Annotated in this window: 16 protein-coding genes and 2 pseudogenes; 11 read left to right on the top strand and 7 right to left on the bottom strand. The window is 54.4% G+C overall.

What is annotated here, in order from left to right; translation table 11 throughout:
• Positions 1-3 precede the first annotated feature (3 nt).
• From mutY to HK24_RS12360, 5 genes and pseudogenes are all read left to right on the top strand, one after another.
• Positions 4-1,065 (top strand): A/G-specific adenine glycosylase, encoded by a 1,062-nt coding sequence (gene mutY / locus HK24_RS12380; protein WP_086634727.1) that lies wholly within the window; start codon positions 4-6, stop codon positions 1,063-1,065.
• A complete protein-coding gene (locus HK24_RS12375) occupies positions 1,062-1,685 on the top strand; it encodes a hypothetical protein (RefSeq protein WP_086634726.1) in 624 nt (207 codons plus the stop codon). Before mutY ends, HK24_RS12375 begins: the two co-directional genes overlap by 4 nt.
• A 110-nt stretch (positions 1,686-1,795) precedes the next feature.
• Positions 1,796-2,977 (top strand): annotated as a pseudogene (locus tag HK24_RS12370) (Gfo/Idh/MocA family oxidoreductase).
• 83 nt (positions 2,978-3,060) lie between these two features.
• Positions 3,061-3,444: a hypothetical protein gene (locus HK24_RS12365; RefSeq protein ID WP_233126259.1), complete on the top strand. Its 384-nt coding sequence runs from the start codon at positions 3,061-3,063 to the stop codon at positions 3,442-3,444.
• Between the two features lie 28 nt (positions 3,445-3,472).
• Positions 3,473-3,989: pseudogene (locus tag HK24_RS12360) on the top strand (thiamine pyrophosphate-binding protein); the annotation flags it as partial.
• 305 nt (positions 3,990-4,294) lie between these two features.
• Here HK24_RS12360 and HK24_RS12355 read toward each other — a convergent pair.
• A complete protein-coding gene (locus HK24_RS12355; protein ID WP_158093011.1) occupies positions 4,295-4,765 on the bottom strand; it encodes a hypothetical protein in 471 nt (156 codons plus the stop codon).
• Positions 4,766-4,867: 102 nt separating this feature from the next.
• The gene (locus tag HK24_RS12350) at positions 4,868-5,932 is read right to left on the bottom strand and encodes a transporter (protein ID WP_086634723.1); all 1,065 of its coding nucleotides are present in this window, start codon (positions 5,930-5,932) and stop codon (positions 4,868-4,870) included.
• 195 nt (positions 5,933-6,127) lie between these two features.
• Here HK24_RS12350 and HK24_RS12345 point away from each other — a divergent pair, with 195 nt between their 5' ends.
• The 3 genes from HK24_RS12345 (at position 6,128) to HK24_RS12335 (ending at position 8,340) form a co-directional block, all read left to right on the top strand.
• Complete coding sequence (locus HK24_RS12345) at positions 6,128-6,481, top strand: hypothetical protein (RefSeq protein WP_086634772.1); 354 nt, start codon at positions 6,128-6,130, stop codon at positions 6,479-6,481.
• 90 nt (positions 6,482-6,571) lie between these two features.
• The gene (gene ahcY / locus HK24_RS12340) at positions 6,572-7,867 is read left to right on the top strand and encodes an adenosylhomocysteinase (protein ID WP_086634722.1); all 1,296 of its coding nucleotides are present in this window, start codon (positions 6,572-6,574) and stop codon (positions 7,865-7,867) included.
• A 71-nt stretch (positions 7,868-7,938) separates the two neighbouring features.
• Positions 7,939-8,340, top strand: a complete 402-nt coding sequence (locus HK24_RS12335; protein WP_086634721.1) for a DUF3597 domain-containing protein — start codon at positions 7,939-7,941, stop codon at positions 8,338-8,340.
• 63 nt (positions 8,341-8,403) lie between these two features.
• Here HK24_RS12335 and HK24_RS12330 read toward each other — a convergent pair whose 3' ends face one another.
• The 4 genes from HK24_RS12330 to sucB form a co-directional block, all read right to left on the bottom strand.
• On the bottom strand, positions 8,404-9,591 hold the full coding sequence (locus tag HK24_RS12330; protein WP_086634720.1) for a phosphoanhydride phosphohydrolase: 1,188 nt from the start codon (positions 9,589-9,591) through the stop codon (positions 8,404-8,406).
• The gene (locus HK24_RS12325; protein WP_086634719.1) at positions 9,588-11,834 is read right to left on the bottom strand and encodes a TonB-dependent receptor; all 2,247 of its coding nucleotides are present in this window, start codon (positions 11,832-11,834) and stop codon (positions 9,588-9,590) included. The genes HK24_RS12330 and HK24_RS12325 overlap by 4 nt, the downstream gene beginning before the upstream one ends.
• Before the next feature lie 149 nt (positions 11,835-11,983).
• On the bottom strand, positions 11,984-12,964 hold the full coding sequence (locus HK24_RS12320) for a L,D-transpeptidase (protein WP_086634718.1): 981 nt from the start codon (positions 12,962-12,964) through the stop codon (positions 11,984-11,986).
• 110 nt (positions 12,965-13,074) lie between these two features.
• A complete protein-coding gene (sucB, locus tag HK24_RS12315; protein WP_086634717.1) occupies positions 13,075-14,172 on the bottom strand; it encodes a dihydrolipoyllysine-residue succinyltransferase in 1,098 nt (365 codons plus the stop codon).
• Between the two features lie 174 nt (positions 14,173-14,346).
• Between sucB and HK24_RS12310 the strand changes: the two genes are divergently transcribed.
• The 3 genes from HK24_RS12310 to rho all read left to right on the top strand — a co-directional run bounded on the left by HK24_RS12310 (position 14,347) and on the right by rho (position 18,079).
• Positions 14,347-14,979 (top strand): gluconate 2-dehydrogenase subunit 3 family protein, encoded by a 633-nt coding sequence (locus tag HK24_RS12310; RefSeq protein ID WP_086634716.1) that lies wholly within the window; start codon positions 14,347-14,349, stop codon positions 14,977-14,979.
• Between the two features lie 14 nt (positions 14,980-14,993).
• Positions 14,994-16,523: a GMC family oxidoreductase gene (locus HK24_RS12305; RefSeq protein ID WP_086634715.1), complete on the top strand. Its 1,530-nt coding sequence runs from the start codon at positions 14,994-14,996 to the stop codon at positions 16,521-16,523.
• Positions 16,524-16,777: 254 nt separating this feature from the next.
• A complete protein-coding gene (rho, locus tag HK24_RS12300; protein ID WP_046900397.1) occupies positions 16,778-18,079 on the top strand; it encodes a transcription termination factor Rho in 1,302 nt (433 codons plus the stop codon).
• A gap of 59 nt (positions 18,080-18,138) precedes the next feature.
• Here rho and HK24_RS12295 read toward each other — a convergent pair whose 3' ends face one another.
• On the bottom strand, positions 18,139-18,624 hold the full coding sequence (locus HK24_RS12295; protein WP_086634714.1) for a methylated-DNA--[protein]-cysteine S-methyltransferase: 486 nt from the start codon (positions 18,622-18,624) through the stop codon (positions 18,139-18,141).
• Positions 18,625-18,828: the final 204 nt, after the last annotated feature.

The following is an 18,828-nucleotide window of genomic DNA, read 5'->3' as shown; positions in this document are numbered from 1 at the left end:
TCCGTGACACCTGATGCTTCCGACCTGCTCCGCTGGTACGACACTCACCGCCGCACCCTTCCCTGGCGCAGCCTCCCGGGGCAGCGGCCTAACCCCTATGCCGTCTGGCTGAGCGAAATCATGCTTCAGCAGACGACCGTAAAGGCTGTCATAGCCTATTACGAACGCTTTCTCACGCATTACCCGACCGTGCAGGATCTGGCCGCAGCACCGCAGGAAGACGTTCTCTACCTTTGGGCCGGGCTCGGCTACTACGCCCGTGCCCGTAATCTCCACGCCTGCGCCAAACGCGTTGCAGAACTCGGGCAATTCCCGGACACAGTCGAAGACCTTCTGAAGCTTCCGGGCGTGGGCGCTTATACCGCACGCGCCATCGCCGCGATTGCCTTCGGCCGCCCCGTCGTACCGGTCGATGGGAATGTCGAGCGCGTGACATCACGCCTTTTTGCCATAGAAAACCCTCTCCCCGCCTCGCGCCCGCTTCTGGCCAAACAGGCAGCGCTCCTCAACCAGTCAGCAGAAGCACAGGATCGTCCGTCAGACTTTGCCCAAGCCCTGTTCGATCTTGGGGCCACAATCTGCACACCCCGCAACCCATCTTGTCTGACATGCCCCTGGCGTCCATCCTGCCTTGGTCATGCCAGAGGAATAGCGTCCACACTTCCCCGCAAAGCGCCCAAACAGGCACGTCCCACGCGTTATGGCGTGCACTTTGTCCTTCTGGATACAAGTGGGCAGGTTTTGATGAGAACCCGGCCTGAAAAAGGTCTTCTCGGCGGCATGGACGAATTTCCGGGGACGGAGTGGCGTGAGGCCCACTGGACTGAAGCTGATGCCATGCACCATGCCCCAACACTTGGGCCGTGGTCTCTACGGGGAGAGGTCACTCATGTCTTTACCCATTTCACACTTAAGCTCATGGTTTACGCAAAGACCCTCCCTGCGGGACATAATGCAGGGATCGACCCATCCTTTGGCGCGTTTCGGTCAACAACACGCGCAGCATTGCCGGGCGTTATGAAGAAATGCCTCGCCCTTGCAGTTACTGATATGGAGAAAAAATGAGCCAGACTTTTCCCAAAACCCAGTTGTGGTTCATGGACTGGCACAGCCGCGTTCTGGACCATGACCCGATCAGCGACTATTTTTCTCCGACGCCCTTCCAGCCTGGCGTCTATCCCGGCATGTCGGCCCTGATTGCGCTTCCCCTCAACCTTCCTTGCGACATTACGTTTACCAAGCGCGTTTCAATGCCCCGCCCGCTGCCCGTATTTGAAGCCCAGGATGCTGAAAAAGGGCTGCTGTTTTTTCAGTTAAAAGGGCACGACAAATTTCTGAAAAGCGCCCCCGTACCAGGAAAGGGCGAGATCACCACCGACGCCTCTATTCCAAAAAACTGGGAGCGCTTTCTCCCCATGACGGAAGACGTCATGCGCGGCCTGTCCACTCTTCTAACCCCTCAATCCGCCAGCCTGATTGATGTAGCCACCGGGAAAGTACTTCCGCCCATCAAACCCGACGTAGGGTTTCTATGGTCCTTGGGAGAAGCGCCTCTTCCCCTCGCTGCCAACATCCAGAATATTGAACAGATCGGACGGCTCCCCGCACGGCACGAAGCCGAAATCTCGTTTATTCGAAACGATGATCAGCCTCCCTTCCGAGTTCATGTCAGACGCCCCAGCTGACACATCAGGACACGGAATTCACGATTGTCGTGAGTGCAGGTGATTTCCAGACCTTTCATGCCTGAACCTGCGTTGCTTTTCCTGAAAACCTCTCAGGGAAAGCTGCGACAATGCCTCAAACACCGTCCTCTGACCTCAAACATCTTCTCCCCTCCGAATTGGATACGGGAACAGTCAAACAGGGCCAGATTACTTTTGGAAACTGGCGCGGAGATGCTGACGTTCCTGAAGCACAGCCTCCACACGCACTTCCACCATCCGAGCGTATCGGGTTTGCGGTCATGGGACTGGGACGGCTGACCCTCGGAGAAATTCTTCCTGCCTTCCTTCAATGTCAGCTGGCCAAACCCGTAGCGCTCATTTCCGGTCGCAGGGAAAAAGCCCGATCCGCAGGACATGCTTACGGGATCGGGGAAGATTCGCTTTTCACCTATGATGAAATTCACAAACTGGCAGACAGGCCCGACATTCAAGCCGTGTATGTCGTAACCCCCAACGCATTGCATGCCAGTCAAGTGGAAGCACTTGCCGCCGCGGGCAAACACGTCCTGTGCGAGAAGCCCATGGCCAATTCAAGCGCAGACGCCAAACGCATGATTGAAGCCTGCCATGCTGCAGGTGTTAAGCTCATGGTTGCCTATCGCTGCCATTATGAACCCTTCAATCAGCTTGTCAGAAAACTGGTTCAAAGCGGCGAATTGGGACGACCCAAACTTGTAGAAGCCATCAATACCCAGATGCAGGGAAACGCAGATCAATGGCGCCTCAAACCCGAACTGGCTGGCGGAGGAGCCCTTCCGGATATCGGTCTCTATTGTCTCAACGGGACACGCTCTGTGCTTGGAGAAGAGCCTGAAAGTCTGTTCGCACAGATGGTCAGCCCTCCTGATGATCCACGCTACAAAAATCTGGACGAAACATTTTCATTCATGCTCCGCTTCCCGTCAGGTGTAATTGCCAACTGCGCCACCAGCTACGGTGCACACGAAAGCAAAGACCTGCGCATCCACCTGGAAAAAGGATGGATTTCTTTGGAAAACGCATTTGCCTATACGGGGCATCGCCTGCGCATTGGATGACGTCAGGGTGACCATAAAATCGTCAGCGAATGGCACATCCCGGCCGAGAACCAGTTTACTCTGGAAATCGACCATTTTGCTGAATGCATTCTCCAGAACCAGCCTCCCCGAACGTCTGGCGAAGAGGGGCTGCGAGATCAGAAACTGATGGAAGCGCTCTATCAGTCCGCCAGAACAGGTCAGATGATCCACCTGCCTAAAGACGCGTTGTAAACGCCCTCCTCAACCTATCTCGTGCAAGCCACACTTCGCATGCAATGGAACCCCACACCGCCCAGACAGTTAGGATCTTTGCTATGCTTAAACTCTCCTCTCCCCTCTCCGTACCAGCCGCCCTTTTCCTCGCAGCGTTCAGCCTTGCAGGCTGCGTGTCCGAACCTCTCAGCCCGCAGGAGCAGCAACTCGCTTCAGCAGGGTTTGTCAGGCATCCGGCCAATTCCCCGTCCCGCCGGGCCGAACTTCAACTCATGCCCCAGCATGTCTTCCTGACCCGCACCACACCTGAAGGCCTGCGCTATATCTACGCAGACCGTGATATCTGCGACTGCGCTTATATCGGCACGCAGGAAGCCTTCGAAAAATATGCGGCACAGCAACCCCATGGCGTACCAACCCTCGGTAACGCTACCCCGCCGACGGCAAACCCACCGGCACCAAACCTGCCCGCAACAGGCAAATAACTGACCTCGTCCCCGAGGCGCGTGCACCATGACCTTCACCGTCGGGCACTATCTTGCTGAACGCCTTACCCAGATTGGGCTGAAGCACCATTTCGCAGTGACGGGCGACGACAATCTCGTTTTGCTGGATCAAATGCTGGCTCATGGCGGCATGAAGCAGATTTACAGCTGCAATGAGCTGAATTGCAGCTTGTCCGCAGAAGGCTATGCCCGTGTTAATGGTGCAGCTGCGGCGATCATGACGCTCGGGGTTGGAGCAACTTCCGCCCTGAACGTCATAGGCGAAGCCTACGCTGAAAGCCTGCCTGTCATCCTGATTTCAGGAATATCAAACACAAATGACGAAGGGGCGGATCGCGTTTTACCCAGTCAGATTGCCATAATCGGCCGCATCACTGTAGCCGCAGAGAAAATCACTTCGGCTGAAACAGCCCCGGGGCAAATAGATCACGTTCTCCGAGCAGCTCTACGCGAGAAAAAACCAGCCTATCTGGAAATTCCGTGCCACATCGCAGGCCAACCCTGCGTGAGACCCAGTCCGGTTTCCGCCGTGACATTAGATAGTTATCAATCTGAAATACCTGAACGCTACAACAGAGGAACGTCTCTGACGTCTTAGAGCGCGCCTGAAAATTATCATTCGTGTTGGCAGCAAGCTTCAAACAAGCGAAAGGCTTCAAGAAACAGTCAACAGCGCGACCAAAGACATGTTGCTTCTGGGCCGAGCATCGCACCAAACCGGGTCTCAGCGCGTGAGTAACCCTTGAGCCCATTGGGAAGAGCTAATCTGCTTCCTCTTTCAAAATGACGTCGAATAGAGCTGTTTTCAGAGCGTCCGGGCATTCGGTATTTAATCTGAAGGCAGGATCTTTATATCTTCAACGCCGCCAATAAACACCTGTGTCTGGTAGTAAGTGCTACCAATCGTGCCATCTGCCTTGAGCCGGGCGATTAAAACCCTCTTGGCCAGACCTGAAGCCTGAACGTGACGATGCATGAAATATTGCTCTGCGGTCTGGGATGTTCCCTGTAGCAGGTCGTTTACCGTGCTTTCGTGAATGGCGATGATAAGCGTCTTCGGATCCCGATAGTTATCAGCGGAATCCAGATAGACCATATTGTTCTGCCGCCCGACGCGCTGGACAGTCATCTCGAATTTTCCAACAACGCCCGTTGGGTCTGCCGCTGCCGCTGCGATCGCTTTTTCAGGCGTATACGCTTCAGGTGAACATGCAGCCAGACTGATACCCACGATACCAAGAGCAAGGGTCTTTTGAAAAAGCGCTATCACTGTCCACTCTCCACCATCAAGCACAGTCAAAATAACCGTATCTTTTCGTAACAGAACGTAGACTAACCGCTCCGGCGATTAGGCCAAGACCCTATCCAACGAAATTTCTACGGCTTCTAACCTGCCAAGCTTTTAGAGAAGACGTGCGAATTTCATGAACAGAAACGTCACACTCATGAAAACGAAGCAGACAAAACCAGCTTCAATGGTCCCCCAGGCTCCCTGAGCCAGAAACATTCCGCCGGTATTCATTCCGAAGAATCCCGTTACGAACGTAGCAGGAAGCATCAAGGTTGTGCCGACCGATACGATATAGAGCCGCCGGTTGGTTTCTTCCGCCTGATTTGACCCCAGTTCGTCCTGCAAAGACCGAGCACGGTCCTGAAGCGCTATAAGATCGTCCAGAGCTGCATGCACCTGGCGTTCAGCCCGATCCCGCAGTTCGTCCTCTGCCCAATCCGGAAGATCCAGATCTTCGTCTTTCAGAACGCGATCAATTGGCGTCACAACACGACGCAGTTCCGTCGCCCGACGCCGTACCTTACCGACAATACCACCCAGATGACCCAGATCAGAACGATGCTCGATCAGTAAAAGAGCATCTTCCGCGCGATCCAGGTCGTCATCAAGCTGGCCAAGCTGACGCCGCACTGTCCCTGTGAACTCCCGAAGGGCACGATCAATAATTCCTGCCGGCGTCGGCGGAATATGGTCGGCTTTCAAAGACCGGTAAGCGGCTCCAAGAACCGGGATCGGATTGCGCCTTGTCGTAATCAGAAGATCGGGTCGCATTGCAAAGCGCCATGCACAGATCTCCCGGTCATCTTCAGACAAGGCATCATCAAAAGCAGGCAGGGCGCCCCAGATCAGGTCATCAGCCGCTTCAAGTGCGATCCCGTATTCCGTTTCTGCCAGCATCCCGCACACATCTTCAGGCAGATCGGGTAAATGCGCGACGAAAGACCGTGCGGAGCTGTGGACCGTATCGAAATGAAGCCAGAACCAACCCTGCGACGTCAGCTCGTGCCCCGGCGTCAAAAGGTCTTCAACCTCTTCCTGACCCAAAGGTCGCAGGTCTTGTCCCGGTACAGCATGAACAGCCCAGACCAGCCCGTTCGCGAACGCAGGCTTCCCCGTCTCCTGATACGCAGGATCGATCACCGTGAAAGGAAAGTTGTAGGTGGAGTTCTCTGACACGGCATCCTCCTGTTCTTCAGGGGGTATTCTGGACCTTTGTCGGCACTCAACAGCACGACAGAGGGTAATCTGCCGTTCTCTGACATGGCCGCACAGCAGACGCAATATGCTCTTTATGGCAACTGTTACGCTGGCCGGGAGTTAACAGATTATTCCTGGAAGAGCCAGCTCTTCACCATCAAAGGAAATATAATCATGTCCATTCGCCTCAAAGCTTCCCTGCTTGCCACCGCTGTTCTGATGGCTGCCCCGGCCGTCTCGTCAACAGCATTCGCGCAGGCCATCAGCAGCCCCAGCAACGACCAGACGCAGACGGCCAATACCGCCGCGCAGAAGGCCCAGAACTCCACCATTGATCAGCCGGCGAACCGCCTTCCGACCAATCCGCGGACCATTACGGAACAGCCGGACCAGCCAGCTCCTGCGGCTCCACACGCCATGTCCAACACGTCCAAGCAGGGCAAGACAGAATACAAGAGCCATCTGAAGCGGACGAAGCAGTCTCACCTGACGGTCAAGACTAAGCCTGACACCGCACAGCCGAACTGACACAGACCAGATGCGACGGAGCCACACTTTGCGTGGCTCCGCCAAATCTCTATACCTGCTGCCATCCAAGACGGGCAGTAAGGGCCAATCATGACCACGCAGGACTACAAGGTACACGACATCTCCCTGGCAGACTGGGGCCGCAAGGAAATTTCCATCGCTGAAGGCGAAATGCCCGGCCTGATGGCTCTCCGCGAAGAGTACAAGGACTCCCAGCCGCTTAAGGGCGCTCGTATCGCTGGCTGCCTCCACATGACCATCCAGACCGCCGTGCTGATCGAGACGCTGACGGCTCTCGGCGCAACGGTCCGCTGGTCGTCCTGCAACATCTTCTCCACGCAGGATCACGCCGCAGCAGCCATCGCCGCCGCTGGCATTCCGGTTTTTGCCTGGAAGGGCCTGACGGAAGAAGAATTCAACTGGTGTATTGAGCAGACCATCACGGGTCCGGACGGCTGGACGCCGAACATGATCCTTGATGACGGCGGCGACCTCACGGTCATGATGCACGACCAGTTCCCGGAACTCCTGAAGGACGTCCGCGGCCTGTCCGAAGAAACGACGACGGGTGTGCATCGCCTCTGGCAGATGGCAAAGGCTGGCACACTGAAGGTTCCGGCCATCAACGTGAACGACAGCGTCACGAAGTCCAAGTTTGACAACCTGTATGGCTGCCGTGAGAGCCTGGTGGATGCTATCCGCCGTGGCACAGACGTCATGATGGCTGGCAAGGTTGCTGTGGTTGCTGGTTATGGCGACGTGGGCAAGGGTTCCGCTGCTTCCCTGCGCAACGCAGGCTGCCGCGTTCTCGTGACCGAAGTCGACCCGATCTGCGCTCTTCAGGCCGCTATGGAAGGCTATGAAGTCGTCACCATGGAAAACGCAGCTCCGCGCGGCGACATTTTCGTCACCTGCACGGGCAATGTGGACATCATCACGATCGACCACATGCGCGAAATGAAGGACCGTGCGATCGTTTGCAACATCGGTCACTTCGACAGCGAAATCCAGGTTGAAGCGCTGCGCAACTATCGCTGGAACAACATCAAGCCGCAGGTTGACGAAGTCGAGCTGGCCGAAGGCCGCCGCATCATCCTGCTCTCCGAAGGCCGTCTCGTGAACCTTGGCAACGCCACGGGTCACCCGTCCTTCGTGATGTCCGCTTCCTTCACCAACCAGACGCTGGCCCAGATTGAACTCTGGACCGCCAAGCCGGGCCAGTACGAGGTGAAGGTTTACACCCTGCCAAAGGCTCTGGACGAAAAGGTTGCTGCCCTGCACCTCGCAAAGGTCGGCGCCGAACTCTCCAAGATGTCCACGAAGCAGGCTGACTACATTGGCGTTCCGGTTGCCGGTCCGTTCAAGCACGAAGAATATCGTTACTGAGCGGAACAGGTGACACGGGGTAGGCGTTGTCTACCCCGACACTGTTTTTCAAACCGTCAGGAGAATTTCCTATGGGTCTTTTCAGCTCGATCATGTCCAAGATTTTCGGACATGCAGAAGCAGCCACGCCGACAACTTCCGGCACGGCTGATGCACAGGCTTCCGCTGGCGCTCCGGCTGCCGCAGCCCCAGCGACGCCTGCAACTCCAGCCGCACCAGTAGATGTGGATGCCGTTCTTTCGGATCTGGCATCCAAGGCTGGCCAGCCGCTGAACTACAAGACCTCGATTGTGGATCTTCTGAAGCTGCTCGGCCTCGACAGTTCCCTTGAATCACGCAAGCAGCTTGCAGGCGAACTGCACTACACGGGCAGCACGGATGACTCAGCAACGATGAACGTCTGGCTCATCAAGCAGGTCTATGCCGAGCTGGCCAAGAACGGTGGTAAGGTTCCTGAAGGCTGGGCTCACTAAACCTTTCCAACAGGATCAGTTACGAAAAAGCCCGGATGAGAACATCCGGGCTTTTTTTATTTTTCACTGCGTAGAAAAAAGAATGGGCCGCGAAGGGGACAGTGTTAAGGTAGACGTCTCGATATCAGGAGCCCTCCCCTGACGCAGTTCTGCCAGAGACTGGTGAAAAACCCTGATCCTGACATCCCGTGAGCCATCTGCGTGACGCCAGCGTTCGAATGCCAGAACGGTATTCGGGGCCGTAGAATCCGGTTGATCGGGGAAAGACCAGTCGAGCCCGAACAGGGCCATCATGGCGGCCAGATTGGTATCGTGACCGGCCAGAACAAGGACCTTTGTGGAAGGCGATATCCCGGGGATAGACAGAACCGGGCCATCAGACAAAAACGCACGAATACTTTCCGCCATCACCCCGTTTCTGGCGCGGGCATATTCGGGCAGACGCCTCAGAAGATGATTTTCTGCCTCATGCGCGGGCATAACAGCTTCCAGAACGTGCGGCGCATCTTTGTCAGCTACCTCGAAGTCAGCCAGAGACAAACCTTCTGCATAAGTCAGCAACAGACTTTCTGCGGCCATGCCTGCCGTTACGAAGCCACCCTGAAGATGTGGTGCTCCTTTTTTCCACTCAATCTTCGTTGCACCTAAAAAGCATTGCGGCGACGAATTACTCTCCGAGCATGCATCCGGCGCCATGAGCGACTGAACGGCTTTCAGAGCGTTATGAGAGACCGGTTCGGGCAATGTCTTCGTGGCGGCTGCAAATTCTTGCTCCAAAACTCCACGATCAATCTGGCCTGCCTGAGTGCCAAGCGCATTAAAAACCGGATCGACACCTGTCGTCGCCCAATGGGCTTTTATGGCGCATCCTGGGGCTATTTCTTTGGCCCAGACGTCCCCCGTCTGTCGCGTCCGATGATCAGCCGTGTCAGCCCAGACAACAGTCTCCTGCTCCAGGATCTGACACGTCTCGGCGCCCTGAAACAGAGCGCTTGCGCTATAGTTTCTCTGAACAGCCTGCACCATCGCTGCCAACGCTGCGGCACCGTGCTGTGTCATTTCTCCAGGCGCTACAGACCAGGCCTGCCAGGTATGACCCGTCCGATGCTGCATTTCCTGCGGCGAGAGCGTCGGACTGCGTATCCCATGTCGGCCGAGAAAAACGATTTTTTCGAGAACATCTGGCTGCGCCTGAGAGGCACAGCCCCCCAAGGCAAACAAGATAGCAAGCGAAGACAGTCGCCGCATCATGGCATCGTCGCCGTCATGTTGAAGAACACGCTCCGGCCAGCAATACGCCAGAACAGTGGGGCATCTCCATAAGACTGATTCCCCGCAAAGTCGCTGATGGCGCGGTTGTTAAACAGGTTGGCAATCTTGATGCTTGGGGTCACGTTACTGAAAAATGAGCCAATATGATGAATGCGCCAGCCCATGGCGAGATCCGCCGTCACAATGCTTCCAATTTTGTACTGATTTTTGAAGACCGTATTATCTGCATCATCAGTCGTGCTGTCCAAGCCCCAATGCGTTCCGGCATATTTTCCCATGATTGAAAAATAGGGCCCGTGCTCACTCTCATAGAGCAGCCCGAAAGACGCCAAAGCGTTTGGACTTTTGGCAACGCGAACATTGCTGTGCTTATATTTTGCGTCATTGACGCTGTAATTCCCATAAAGGGAAAAACCGTAACCAATGACATATTGCCCTTCGAGTTCAATTCCTCGGTAAACTGCACCACCGCTATTCACATATGTCGATGTCGTACCGATATTGGGAACCTGAATCTGCGCAGAGGCAATATAATTCGAGAAATTGATGTAATATCCATCCAGAGAAAGCATCCAGTTGCGGCCATGATATACCGATCCCACCTGATAATTCATGGTGGTTTCAGGCTTTACATTTCCAACGGAACTAACCTGAAAAACAGACAGTGGTGGCGCGAGAAAGCCGCGCGCGACCTGAGCATAAGCGCTCCAGTTTTTCATAATACGTTGATTAATCGCAATGGATGGCTGCCATGACCCATAGCTTTGTGTGTCTTTCAGTGGGAGCTTTGTCCCCTTATTAAGGCCCGCGTCATAATCTCGTTTGAAAATGGAATATTTTACACCCGGCTTAATTGTTGCCCCTGCCCACGGATGAAAATTCAGCTCCAGATAAGGTTGAATTGTCGTGTTCAGGTCTGAAATATCATAGCTATATGCTGAACCATTTTTACCAAGAACCGGAACGGAATTCTGGCTCAGATCAATAGCATACGTGTAGCGACGATCTTTCTGAACATCAGCCCAAACCCCCAGAAGAATATCACCGTAAGACGTATGCCCCTTCAGACGAAGGGTATCGCCATATGTCCGGTACGCCGCATCTGCGTATTTTCCAGGAATATCGTTTTTATAGGTCGCCACCTTTTTCCCGGCGGCACTATAAAATGTCACACCGTTTGCTGCGGCATCACCCTGACTTGCGTCTGTGCTTTCAGAATAATCATGCTCAAAGCCACTGGTGTAAATCTGATTTTCTAAAGTGAGCCAGGACAGAATCTTTGTTTTAAGGGAGATATAATCAAAATCAGATGTATAAACGCTTGGCTGATACCCATAATAACACTGCTTCGACGGATCATTGCATAACCCGTAGTTCTTTCCATATTTTTTATAATCGTCCAGCGTGGCGCCCTGGGTCGTGTACTGCCATTCCTTGTTATACGTCGTTTCAATCGTAAGCGTTGTTTCTGGCGCCAGATCGATAACATCCTTGAACATCAGGTTACTGCGACGCTCAGAAGAATTGGTCAGATAACCATTGGTTTCCTCATGCTGCATATCGATAAAAGCACGGCCCATTCTGGTTTTGCCTGTATCGAATTCAATGCCACCTGCACGAGTATTGAAACTACCGTATGTCCCGTAAAGCGTTGTCCCCATCCGCGCTGCTGGATTTTTGGACGTAAATCCCATGGTTCCGCCGAACGTCGCATTTCCAATCGTTGACGCTGTCCCGGGCCCACGATCAATCTGCGCCTCCCCCAGAAAGTGAGAGATAAACAGTGAGGACGTCGTATGACCCATATCCGAAGCATTTCCGAAAGGAATGCCGTCGAATGTCATATTATATTGGCCGTCCTGAAAACCACGCAGACTCATGGTTTCAGCTTTTCCCATTCCCGGACCATTCGGGTTCTGAGAAAATACACTTGGCTGGAATTGAATAATGTCATCAACGCTGGCGAGCGGAATAATATTATTTGCCAAAAACCCCGACTGAATTTTTGATGTCGGTTGCGTAATGTCTAGTGGTACCGTTGCGGGAGCGATACGTGCAGCATACCCAAGAACTGTGAGCTTTTCGACCTTCGGCTTTTCTTTGGATGCATCCTTTTCGGTGTCAGCCTGCTTGAGCTCTGCCGCGTTGGTCGTTGAACCAAAAAATATCGCCGCAGCCATAACGCCTGTCTGCAGGACGAATTTTTTTCTGGTACTGATCATTGGAATTGCGCGCTCCCGTGGAATAGAGAACGCTCATTACTGTTACTGCCCAGCGCTGAGAACAGGAATTACCAACCTGTAATATAAACTTCATACGGAATACCAAAATCTGTCATAAATATTATGAAACATTTTGGTGTTGGAATGTATCAGGGTAGGGGTCGCTTATCCGCGATGGGGTCAATCTTCGGTTCCGTCAATGGGCCGGAATCCACTACAACAACCAGATCTCCTGCGATCGGGGTCGCCTCCCGGTCCTTGGGCAGGAGTGCCGCAAAGCGTGGATCATAGCTAGCCGCCTGTTCGTAAAGCGCATCTATCAGACCATAATGATCCATGAAGCGGTTCATCGTCGCTGGAATTCGAATACACCCTTCAGACGCAGAGTGACCAAGTCTCCACTCGAGAAACTGTGGGTCCGTAGCGTGAATTTCCAGCCGGATCTGCCCGGTTTCATGTTTTGGGAGCCAGCCCTTCATTGCCGTCTGCCATCCCATATCCCAAACACGGGATCCTTTGGCACCAATACCGCGAATACCATATTTGTTTTTTGTGCCTTCAGCGCGATAGCCCAAGCGGTCGGCTGAATTTTGGAACACACCTGTCGGAGTAATGTAATAGTATTTCCGGCCTGTTGTTCCTGTCGAAACAGGAGTGCCTCCCAGCGACACCCAAGGCTCGTCTGGTAAGGCCAGAACAAAATCAAGATGCTGAATACGCTCATTACGATCCACAACCATAATCAGTTGAGGGCGTGATACAGGCTGATTGGCTTTTGCAACTTCAGCCTGGGCGAGAGAGACAAAAGCCTCCCGACGGTCCTGCTTATAGGTCGTAAAACCCTTCACGGTCTTTGCCATCATTTCCACGAGGCGCGCAGCTTCCTTGTGGGCCTCTGCATTGCTGACGACAGGAAGAGGCGGAATCTGAACCGCAGGAACTACCGGCGTAGCATCTGTCACAGGATTACTGGCAGGCGGAGGAACAGAAACGTCTCCACCTGGTGCGCTCGATGCAGGAGGAGTTGGATCCGCATGTGCACACGCTGACAACAAAGGACCGCCACCACATAATGCGGTTGTCACGACAAGAAGTCTGGCAGAGCGATACAATGTGGAAACAGGCCGCATGGACAGGATTACCCTCGGTTCATAATGGTTCAATGAACGCGGGGGATCGGCAGAACCGTCCAGCGTTCAGCGGGAGACGCCAAGCCTTAACGCGCCATCTCCCCAAAAAGTCACAGGTCGAGCAACAGGCGTCTTGGATCTTCAACAAGCTGCTTCACTCTAACAAGAAAACTGACCGCTTCCCGACCATCGACAATTCGGTGATCGTAGGAAAGTGCGACATACATCATCGGTCTAACAACAATCTGACCATCCCGCACAACGGGTCGATCCTGAATGGCATGCATCCCCAGAATACCCGATTGCGGAGTATTCAGAATCGGCGTGGACAGAAGTGAGCCGAAAATACCTCCATTCGTTATGGAAAACGTTCCAGAAGAAAGCTCATCAAGCTTGAGAGACCCAACTCTCGCACGCTTTCCATAGTCGGCAATCCGACGCTCCAATTCGGCGAAGCTCATCTGATCGGCTTCATGCAGAACCGGGACAACAAGCCCCCGTTCCGTGCCAACAGCAATGCCTAGATTAACGAAATCGCGATAAACAATCTCATCGCCCTCGATCTGGGCATTAAGTGCGGGATAATCCTTCAGCGCTCCAACAACAGCCCGGGCGAAAAATGACATGAAGCCCAACCGGGCACCGTCATGCTTTTTTTCAAACTCATCACGATATTCTGCCCGCAAAGCTTTTGCCGCTGACATATCAATTTCATTGAACGTCGTGAGAATGGCAGCCGTATTCTGAGCCGCTTTCAGATTCCGTGCGATAGTCTGACGAAGGCGTGACATGGGAACACGACGCTCGCGACCATCATCCGGCCTTGGCGCTGAAGGAATTGGTGCTTTGGCCGGTGCAGCAACGGGTTCCGGCTTCGGAGCAGCAGCAGGCACAGGTTCGGGGGCAGGCGTGGAAACAGGCTCAGGCTTTACCGCTTCGACAGGAGCAACGGGAGCGACAGTCGGCGCTTCAGCCGTTTCGTCCACTTCTCCCAGAAGACCCCCTATTTCCACCTCTGTGCCAACCGCGATGCAATTCTCAAGACGCCCGGCGGACGGGGCCGTCACCTCAACGCTGACCTTATCTGTCTCAAGTTCGAGAATTGTCTCATCGTGCTGAACATAGTCGCCAGACTGCTTCAGCCACCGCGCGACGATTGCGGTCGTTAGGCTTTCCCCTAACGCCGGTACCCGGATTTCGACCGCCATCGTCACTCCTTACTTGCACAAACATCCCGATCAAGGGATGGATCTCTATAAAATTCCCGTTCCGTCGGACATACGACAGGATCACAAAAACAGGATAGTGCATCTTGCGGCCAAACGGGAGCCAGGAACTATCCCTATGCCGGGACTTTGAAAAGAAGACCAAAGGACACCGTCATGCCCCTTCCCTCGGATTATCCCGAATTTCTTGCATCCGATCATCTTTCTGGAAGGACGCGCGACATTCTCGTCACGCGCCTTGAGGACGACCTGTTACAGGCGCCACGCGTCCTTTCCCCAAGAGCCTTTGCAGTTCTTGAAGCCCTTCTGCCGGTTCTGCTTCCTCAGGAAGATATTCTGGGAAACAGTCCCCTTAATCTGGCCGTCCGCATAGATACCGCCCTTGCCGGACCACGCGACGGCTGGCGGTTTGCAGAACTTCCTCCCGATGTCACGGCGTGGGAGCAGGCATTACTGACTCTGGATGATCTCGCCCAAGCTCAGCACAGCATGCCGTTCCCGGCGCTTAATGCTTTAGCGATTGGTCAGACGCTCGATGAACTCGCGGAAGGACGCCACGGCATAAACGCGGCGAACCGCCTGACGCCTGAGCAGATGCAAAAGTGGTCATTCGATCTCCGGGCAGACGCGATTGAATGCTTCCTTGCCGATGCTCGTGTTCAGGATGCACTGGGAATTTCCGCCAACCTTAACGGTGGGGATGGTGTGTTCCAAGGGTTCCAGACTGTTGATGCCAATGAGCGGGAATCCTTTGAACTCTCATCCAAAATCCCTTCAGCCAAACCGTGAGACAAGACCCTTCCATGAAGACCTATGCCGAAACAGAGATTCTGGACGTCATTGTCATTGGGAGTGGCGCAGGCGGCGCTCCTCTTGCCGCTCGTCTGGCCGAAGCCGGAAAAAGTGTCCTGGTCCTTGAAGCTGGCCCGAGCTTTTCACCCTCCCGTTATACATCAGACGAGATTGAAGCGCGCGAAATCTACTGGCTGCATGAACGTCTGTCTGGTGGACGCAATCCTCAACCTTTCGGTGGAAATAACAGTGGCACGGGCGTGGGCGGCTCCCTGCTACATTACGGCGCTTTTCTACCCCGCCCTCATGCTGGGGATTTTCGGCTTCATACTGAGACTGGCCGCAGCGTGGATTGGCCCTTTTCTTATGAAGAACTCCTCCCTTACATCGAAGAGGTTGAAGCCTTCATTGGTGTTTCAGGGCCGTCAAACTATCCATGGGATCCTGCCCGGCGTTATGCCTACGCCCCTCCACCAGCCAATCCGGCTGCAATGAAAATGCGGGAAGCCTGTGACGCCGTTGGCATTCGTCATGCTGATGGGCCAACGGCTCTCATTACACGCGATTTCAACCAGCCTCATTTTGGAACTCGTAAAGCGTGTGCAAATTGCGGCGCATGTCATCAGGGCTGCCGCAACGGGGCCAAGTCAGGCGCAGACAATACGTGGCTTCCGCTTGCTGTCGCGCATGGTGCTGAAATTCGCTCTGGATGCCACGTCCATACAATCGAGACGAACCAAGCTGGGCGCGTCACCGGCGTCGTCTACACCCGAAACGGTGAAAACGTCCGTCAACGCTGTGAGCGCCTTGTTCTGTCTGCCGGTGCTGTCGAAACGGCAAGACTGCTATTGCACAACGAACTGGCAAACAGCTCCGGACAGGTCGGTGAAAACTACATGACCCATATCTCGACGCAGATCTGGGGAGAAATTGATGAGGAGGTACGCCCGAACCGGGGTTATCCGTCCCTCACAATCACAGAAGACATGATGCGTCCCAAAGATGCCGATTTTGCGGGGGGCTATCTGATTCAGTCCCTCGGAATGATGCCTATCACCTGGGCCTCCAACATTGCACGTGGGTCAAAGCGTCGTGGAGCAGATCTCGTAAGAACATTGGCCGGGTACAACCGCAGTATCGGCATGGGGATCCATGGTGACTGCATGCCCAGCCCTGAAAACCGGGTTGTTCTGTCAGACGAAAAGGACGCCCTGGGTCTGCCAAAGCCATTGATTACCCACAGCTACGGCCCAAACGAGCTGGCAATGCACGCTCATGCATCGCGTCTGTTAACGCGCATGTGGCAGGCCATCGGAGCCAAGGATCTACGTCTTCTTGATCGGGCAGCCCATATGATGGGAACGGCACGGATGGGGACGGAGTCCGGCTCTGCTGTCGTCACCCCATACGGCCAGAGTTTTGATATCGACAACCTCTGGATAAGTGATCATTCAACCTTCCCCAGTGCGACGGCAGCCAATCCGGCCCTGACCATTATGGCCCTGTCTTTGCGCACCGCAGATGCCATGTTGAAAAACTGATTTATATCAAAGTGCCACCCCGGAGCGCACGAGGCTTGACACTCCTTTGTGCACTCCGGTAATTCGAGCGTGACTTCTTGGTGGCTATCAGCTGCCCGGTCTCCTTTCCTAACCGGATGATGCCCGTTTGCGATGCCCGGCCCTTCATGGGTGCCAGACATCCCGAACCACTGCTTCCGATCCAGTTCTTGCATCAGGCAGGCACATCCTCCCCCATTAAGGTCTGCCCAAAGGGCACATAAGGCGCGTCTTTCATGCATCTCGCCGAACTCAAGAAAAAATCTCCGGCCGATCTGCTGGCTTATGCAGAGGAACTGGAGATCGAGAACGTCTCGTCCATGCGCAAGCAGGACATCATGTTTGCCATCCTCAAGACCCTTGCCGAGCGCGATCAGGCGATCTACGGCGAAGGGACGCTGGAAATCCTGCCAGACGGTTTTGGATTCCTGCGCAGCCCGGAAGCAAATTACCTTCCTGGCCCTGACGACATCTATATTTCCCCAACTCAGGTTCGTCGCTTCGGCCTCCGCCCTGGCGATACCGTCGAAGGCCAGATCCGTGCGCCTCGCGACGGAGAGCGTTACTTCGCTCTGCTGAAGGTCAACACCATCAACTTCGAAGACCCGGACGTTGTCCGGACTCGTATCAACTTTGACAATCTGACGCCGCTCTACCCTGAGCGCCGCCTGAAGATGGAAGTTGAGCAGTCCGAGCCAGCCGCCAGCGAGTCTTCTCCGCGTAGCAAGGGCAAAAAGGACCAGCGCGACTACACCCCACGCGTAATCGATCTGGTGACGCCAATCGGCATGGGCCAGCGCGCCCTGATCGTTGCTCCGCCCCGTACGGGTAAGACCGTGATGCTCCAGAGCATCGCTGCGTCTATTTCGGCCAACCATCCTGAAGTCTTCCTGATCGTTCTTCTGATTGATGAGCGTCCGGAAGAAGTGACGGACATGGCGCGCTCGGTGCGTGGTGAAGTCGTGTCCTCCACCTTCGACGAACCGGCAACACGGCACGTTCAGGTGACGGAAATGGTTCTCGAAAAGGCCAAGCGCCTTGTCGAGCACAAGCGCGACGTGGTCATCCTGCTGGATTCCATTACGCGTCTTGCCCGCGCCTACAACACCGTCGTTCCTTCATCGGGCAAGGTGCTGACAGGTGGTGTGGATGCAAACGCCCTGCAGCGCCCCAAGCGCTTCTTCGGTGCGGCCCGTAACATTGAAGAAGGTGGCTCACTCACCATCATCGCAACGGCCCTGATCGATACGGGCTCGCGCATGGACGAAGTGATCTTCGAAGAGTTCAAGGGCACCGGTAACGCCGAACTCATCCTGGATCGCAAGCTTGCAGACAAGCGTACCTTCCCGGCCATCGACATCACAAAGTCTGGCACACGTAAGGAAGAGCTTCTTGTTGAGCGCGGTGAGCTTTCCAAGATGTGGGTCCTGCGTCGTATCTTGGCCCCGATGGGCACGATGGATGCCATGGACTTCCTGCTGGACAAGCTCAAGTACAGCAAGTCCAATCAGGACTTCTTCGATGCGATGAACAACTGATCCTGTTGTTTGCATCACAAAAAAGGGGAGCCATGGCTCCCCTTTTTTATTAGGCTTTCTCACTCACCCTTTTCGAGATTGAGGAGAATTCTCTTGTCTACAACACCATTCAGGCCCGAATAGCCTCCGAGACCGTTTGTTCCCACAACCCGATGACAGGGGATCAAAACAGGGATCGGATTCGCGCCCATTGCTCCGCCTATGGACCGGGCTGATCCACCCGCCTGAGCCGCAATCTGGGCGTATGTCCGGGTCTCTCCGTAGGGGATTTCAAGGATTGCCTGCCAGACCTTCTGGCGATACGGCGTGCCATACGGAGAAAATGGCAGAATGGAAAAATCTACCTTTTCGCCATCGAAATACTGTTCGAGCAGATCCCGAACTTTTACGAGGAGCGGAGTTTCCTCCTGATCGCGTCCCCATCCCCAGTCGAGAGCGACAATACGCCCTTCGTCTTCACTGATGGTAAGGGCTCCAAGAGGAGAATAACAGGATAGCTGTGGCATACAGCTAGGCTGCCTGATGCCTTGGAAAGCGTCAATCATGCTTCCCTAAAAGAGTCCCGATCAAAAAAACGTATGCATGCTCTGCATATTCCGGGAAGCCGATATTCTCAAATAACATATGGAACTATTTTCGTATTCTTTCCTGAAATACTCTGCAATCTGTTGGGAAATAGCCATTCGTGTGTCAAAACTGCGACAGGATCGCTCAGATACAGGTCATTAGTTTTTGAGAACAATTCTCAT

Origin of the sequence: Gluconobacter sp. DsW_058 (assembly GCF_002153615.1) — a bacterium.
GTDB classification, from domain to species: domain Bacteria; phylum Pseudomonadota; class Alphaproteobacteria; order Acetobacterales; family Acetobacteraceae; genus Gluconobacter; species Gluconobacter cerinus.
The sequence above is the reverse complement of the archived record's forward strand: the minus strand, read 5'-3'. Positions and strand labels throughout refer to the sequence as shown.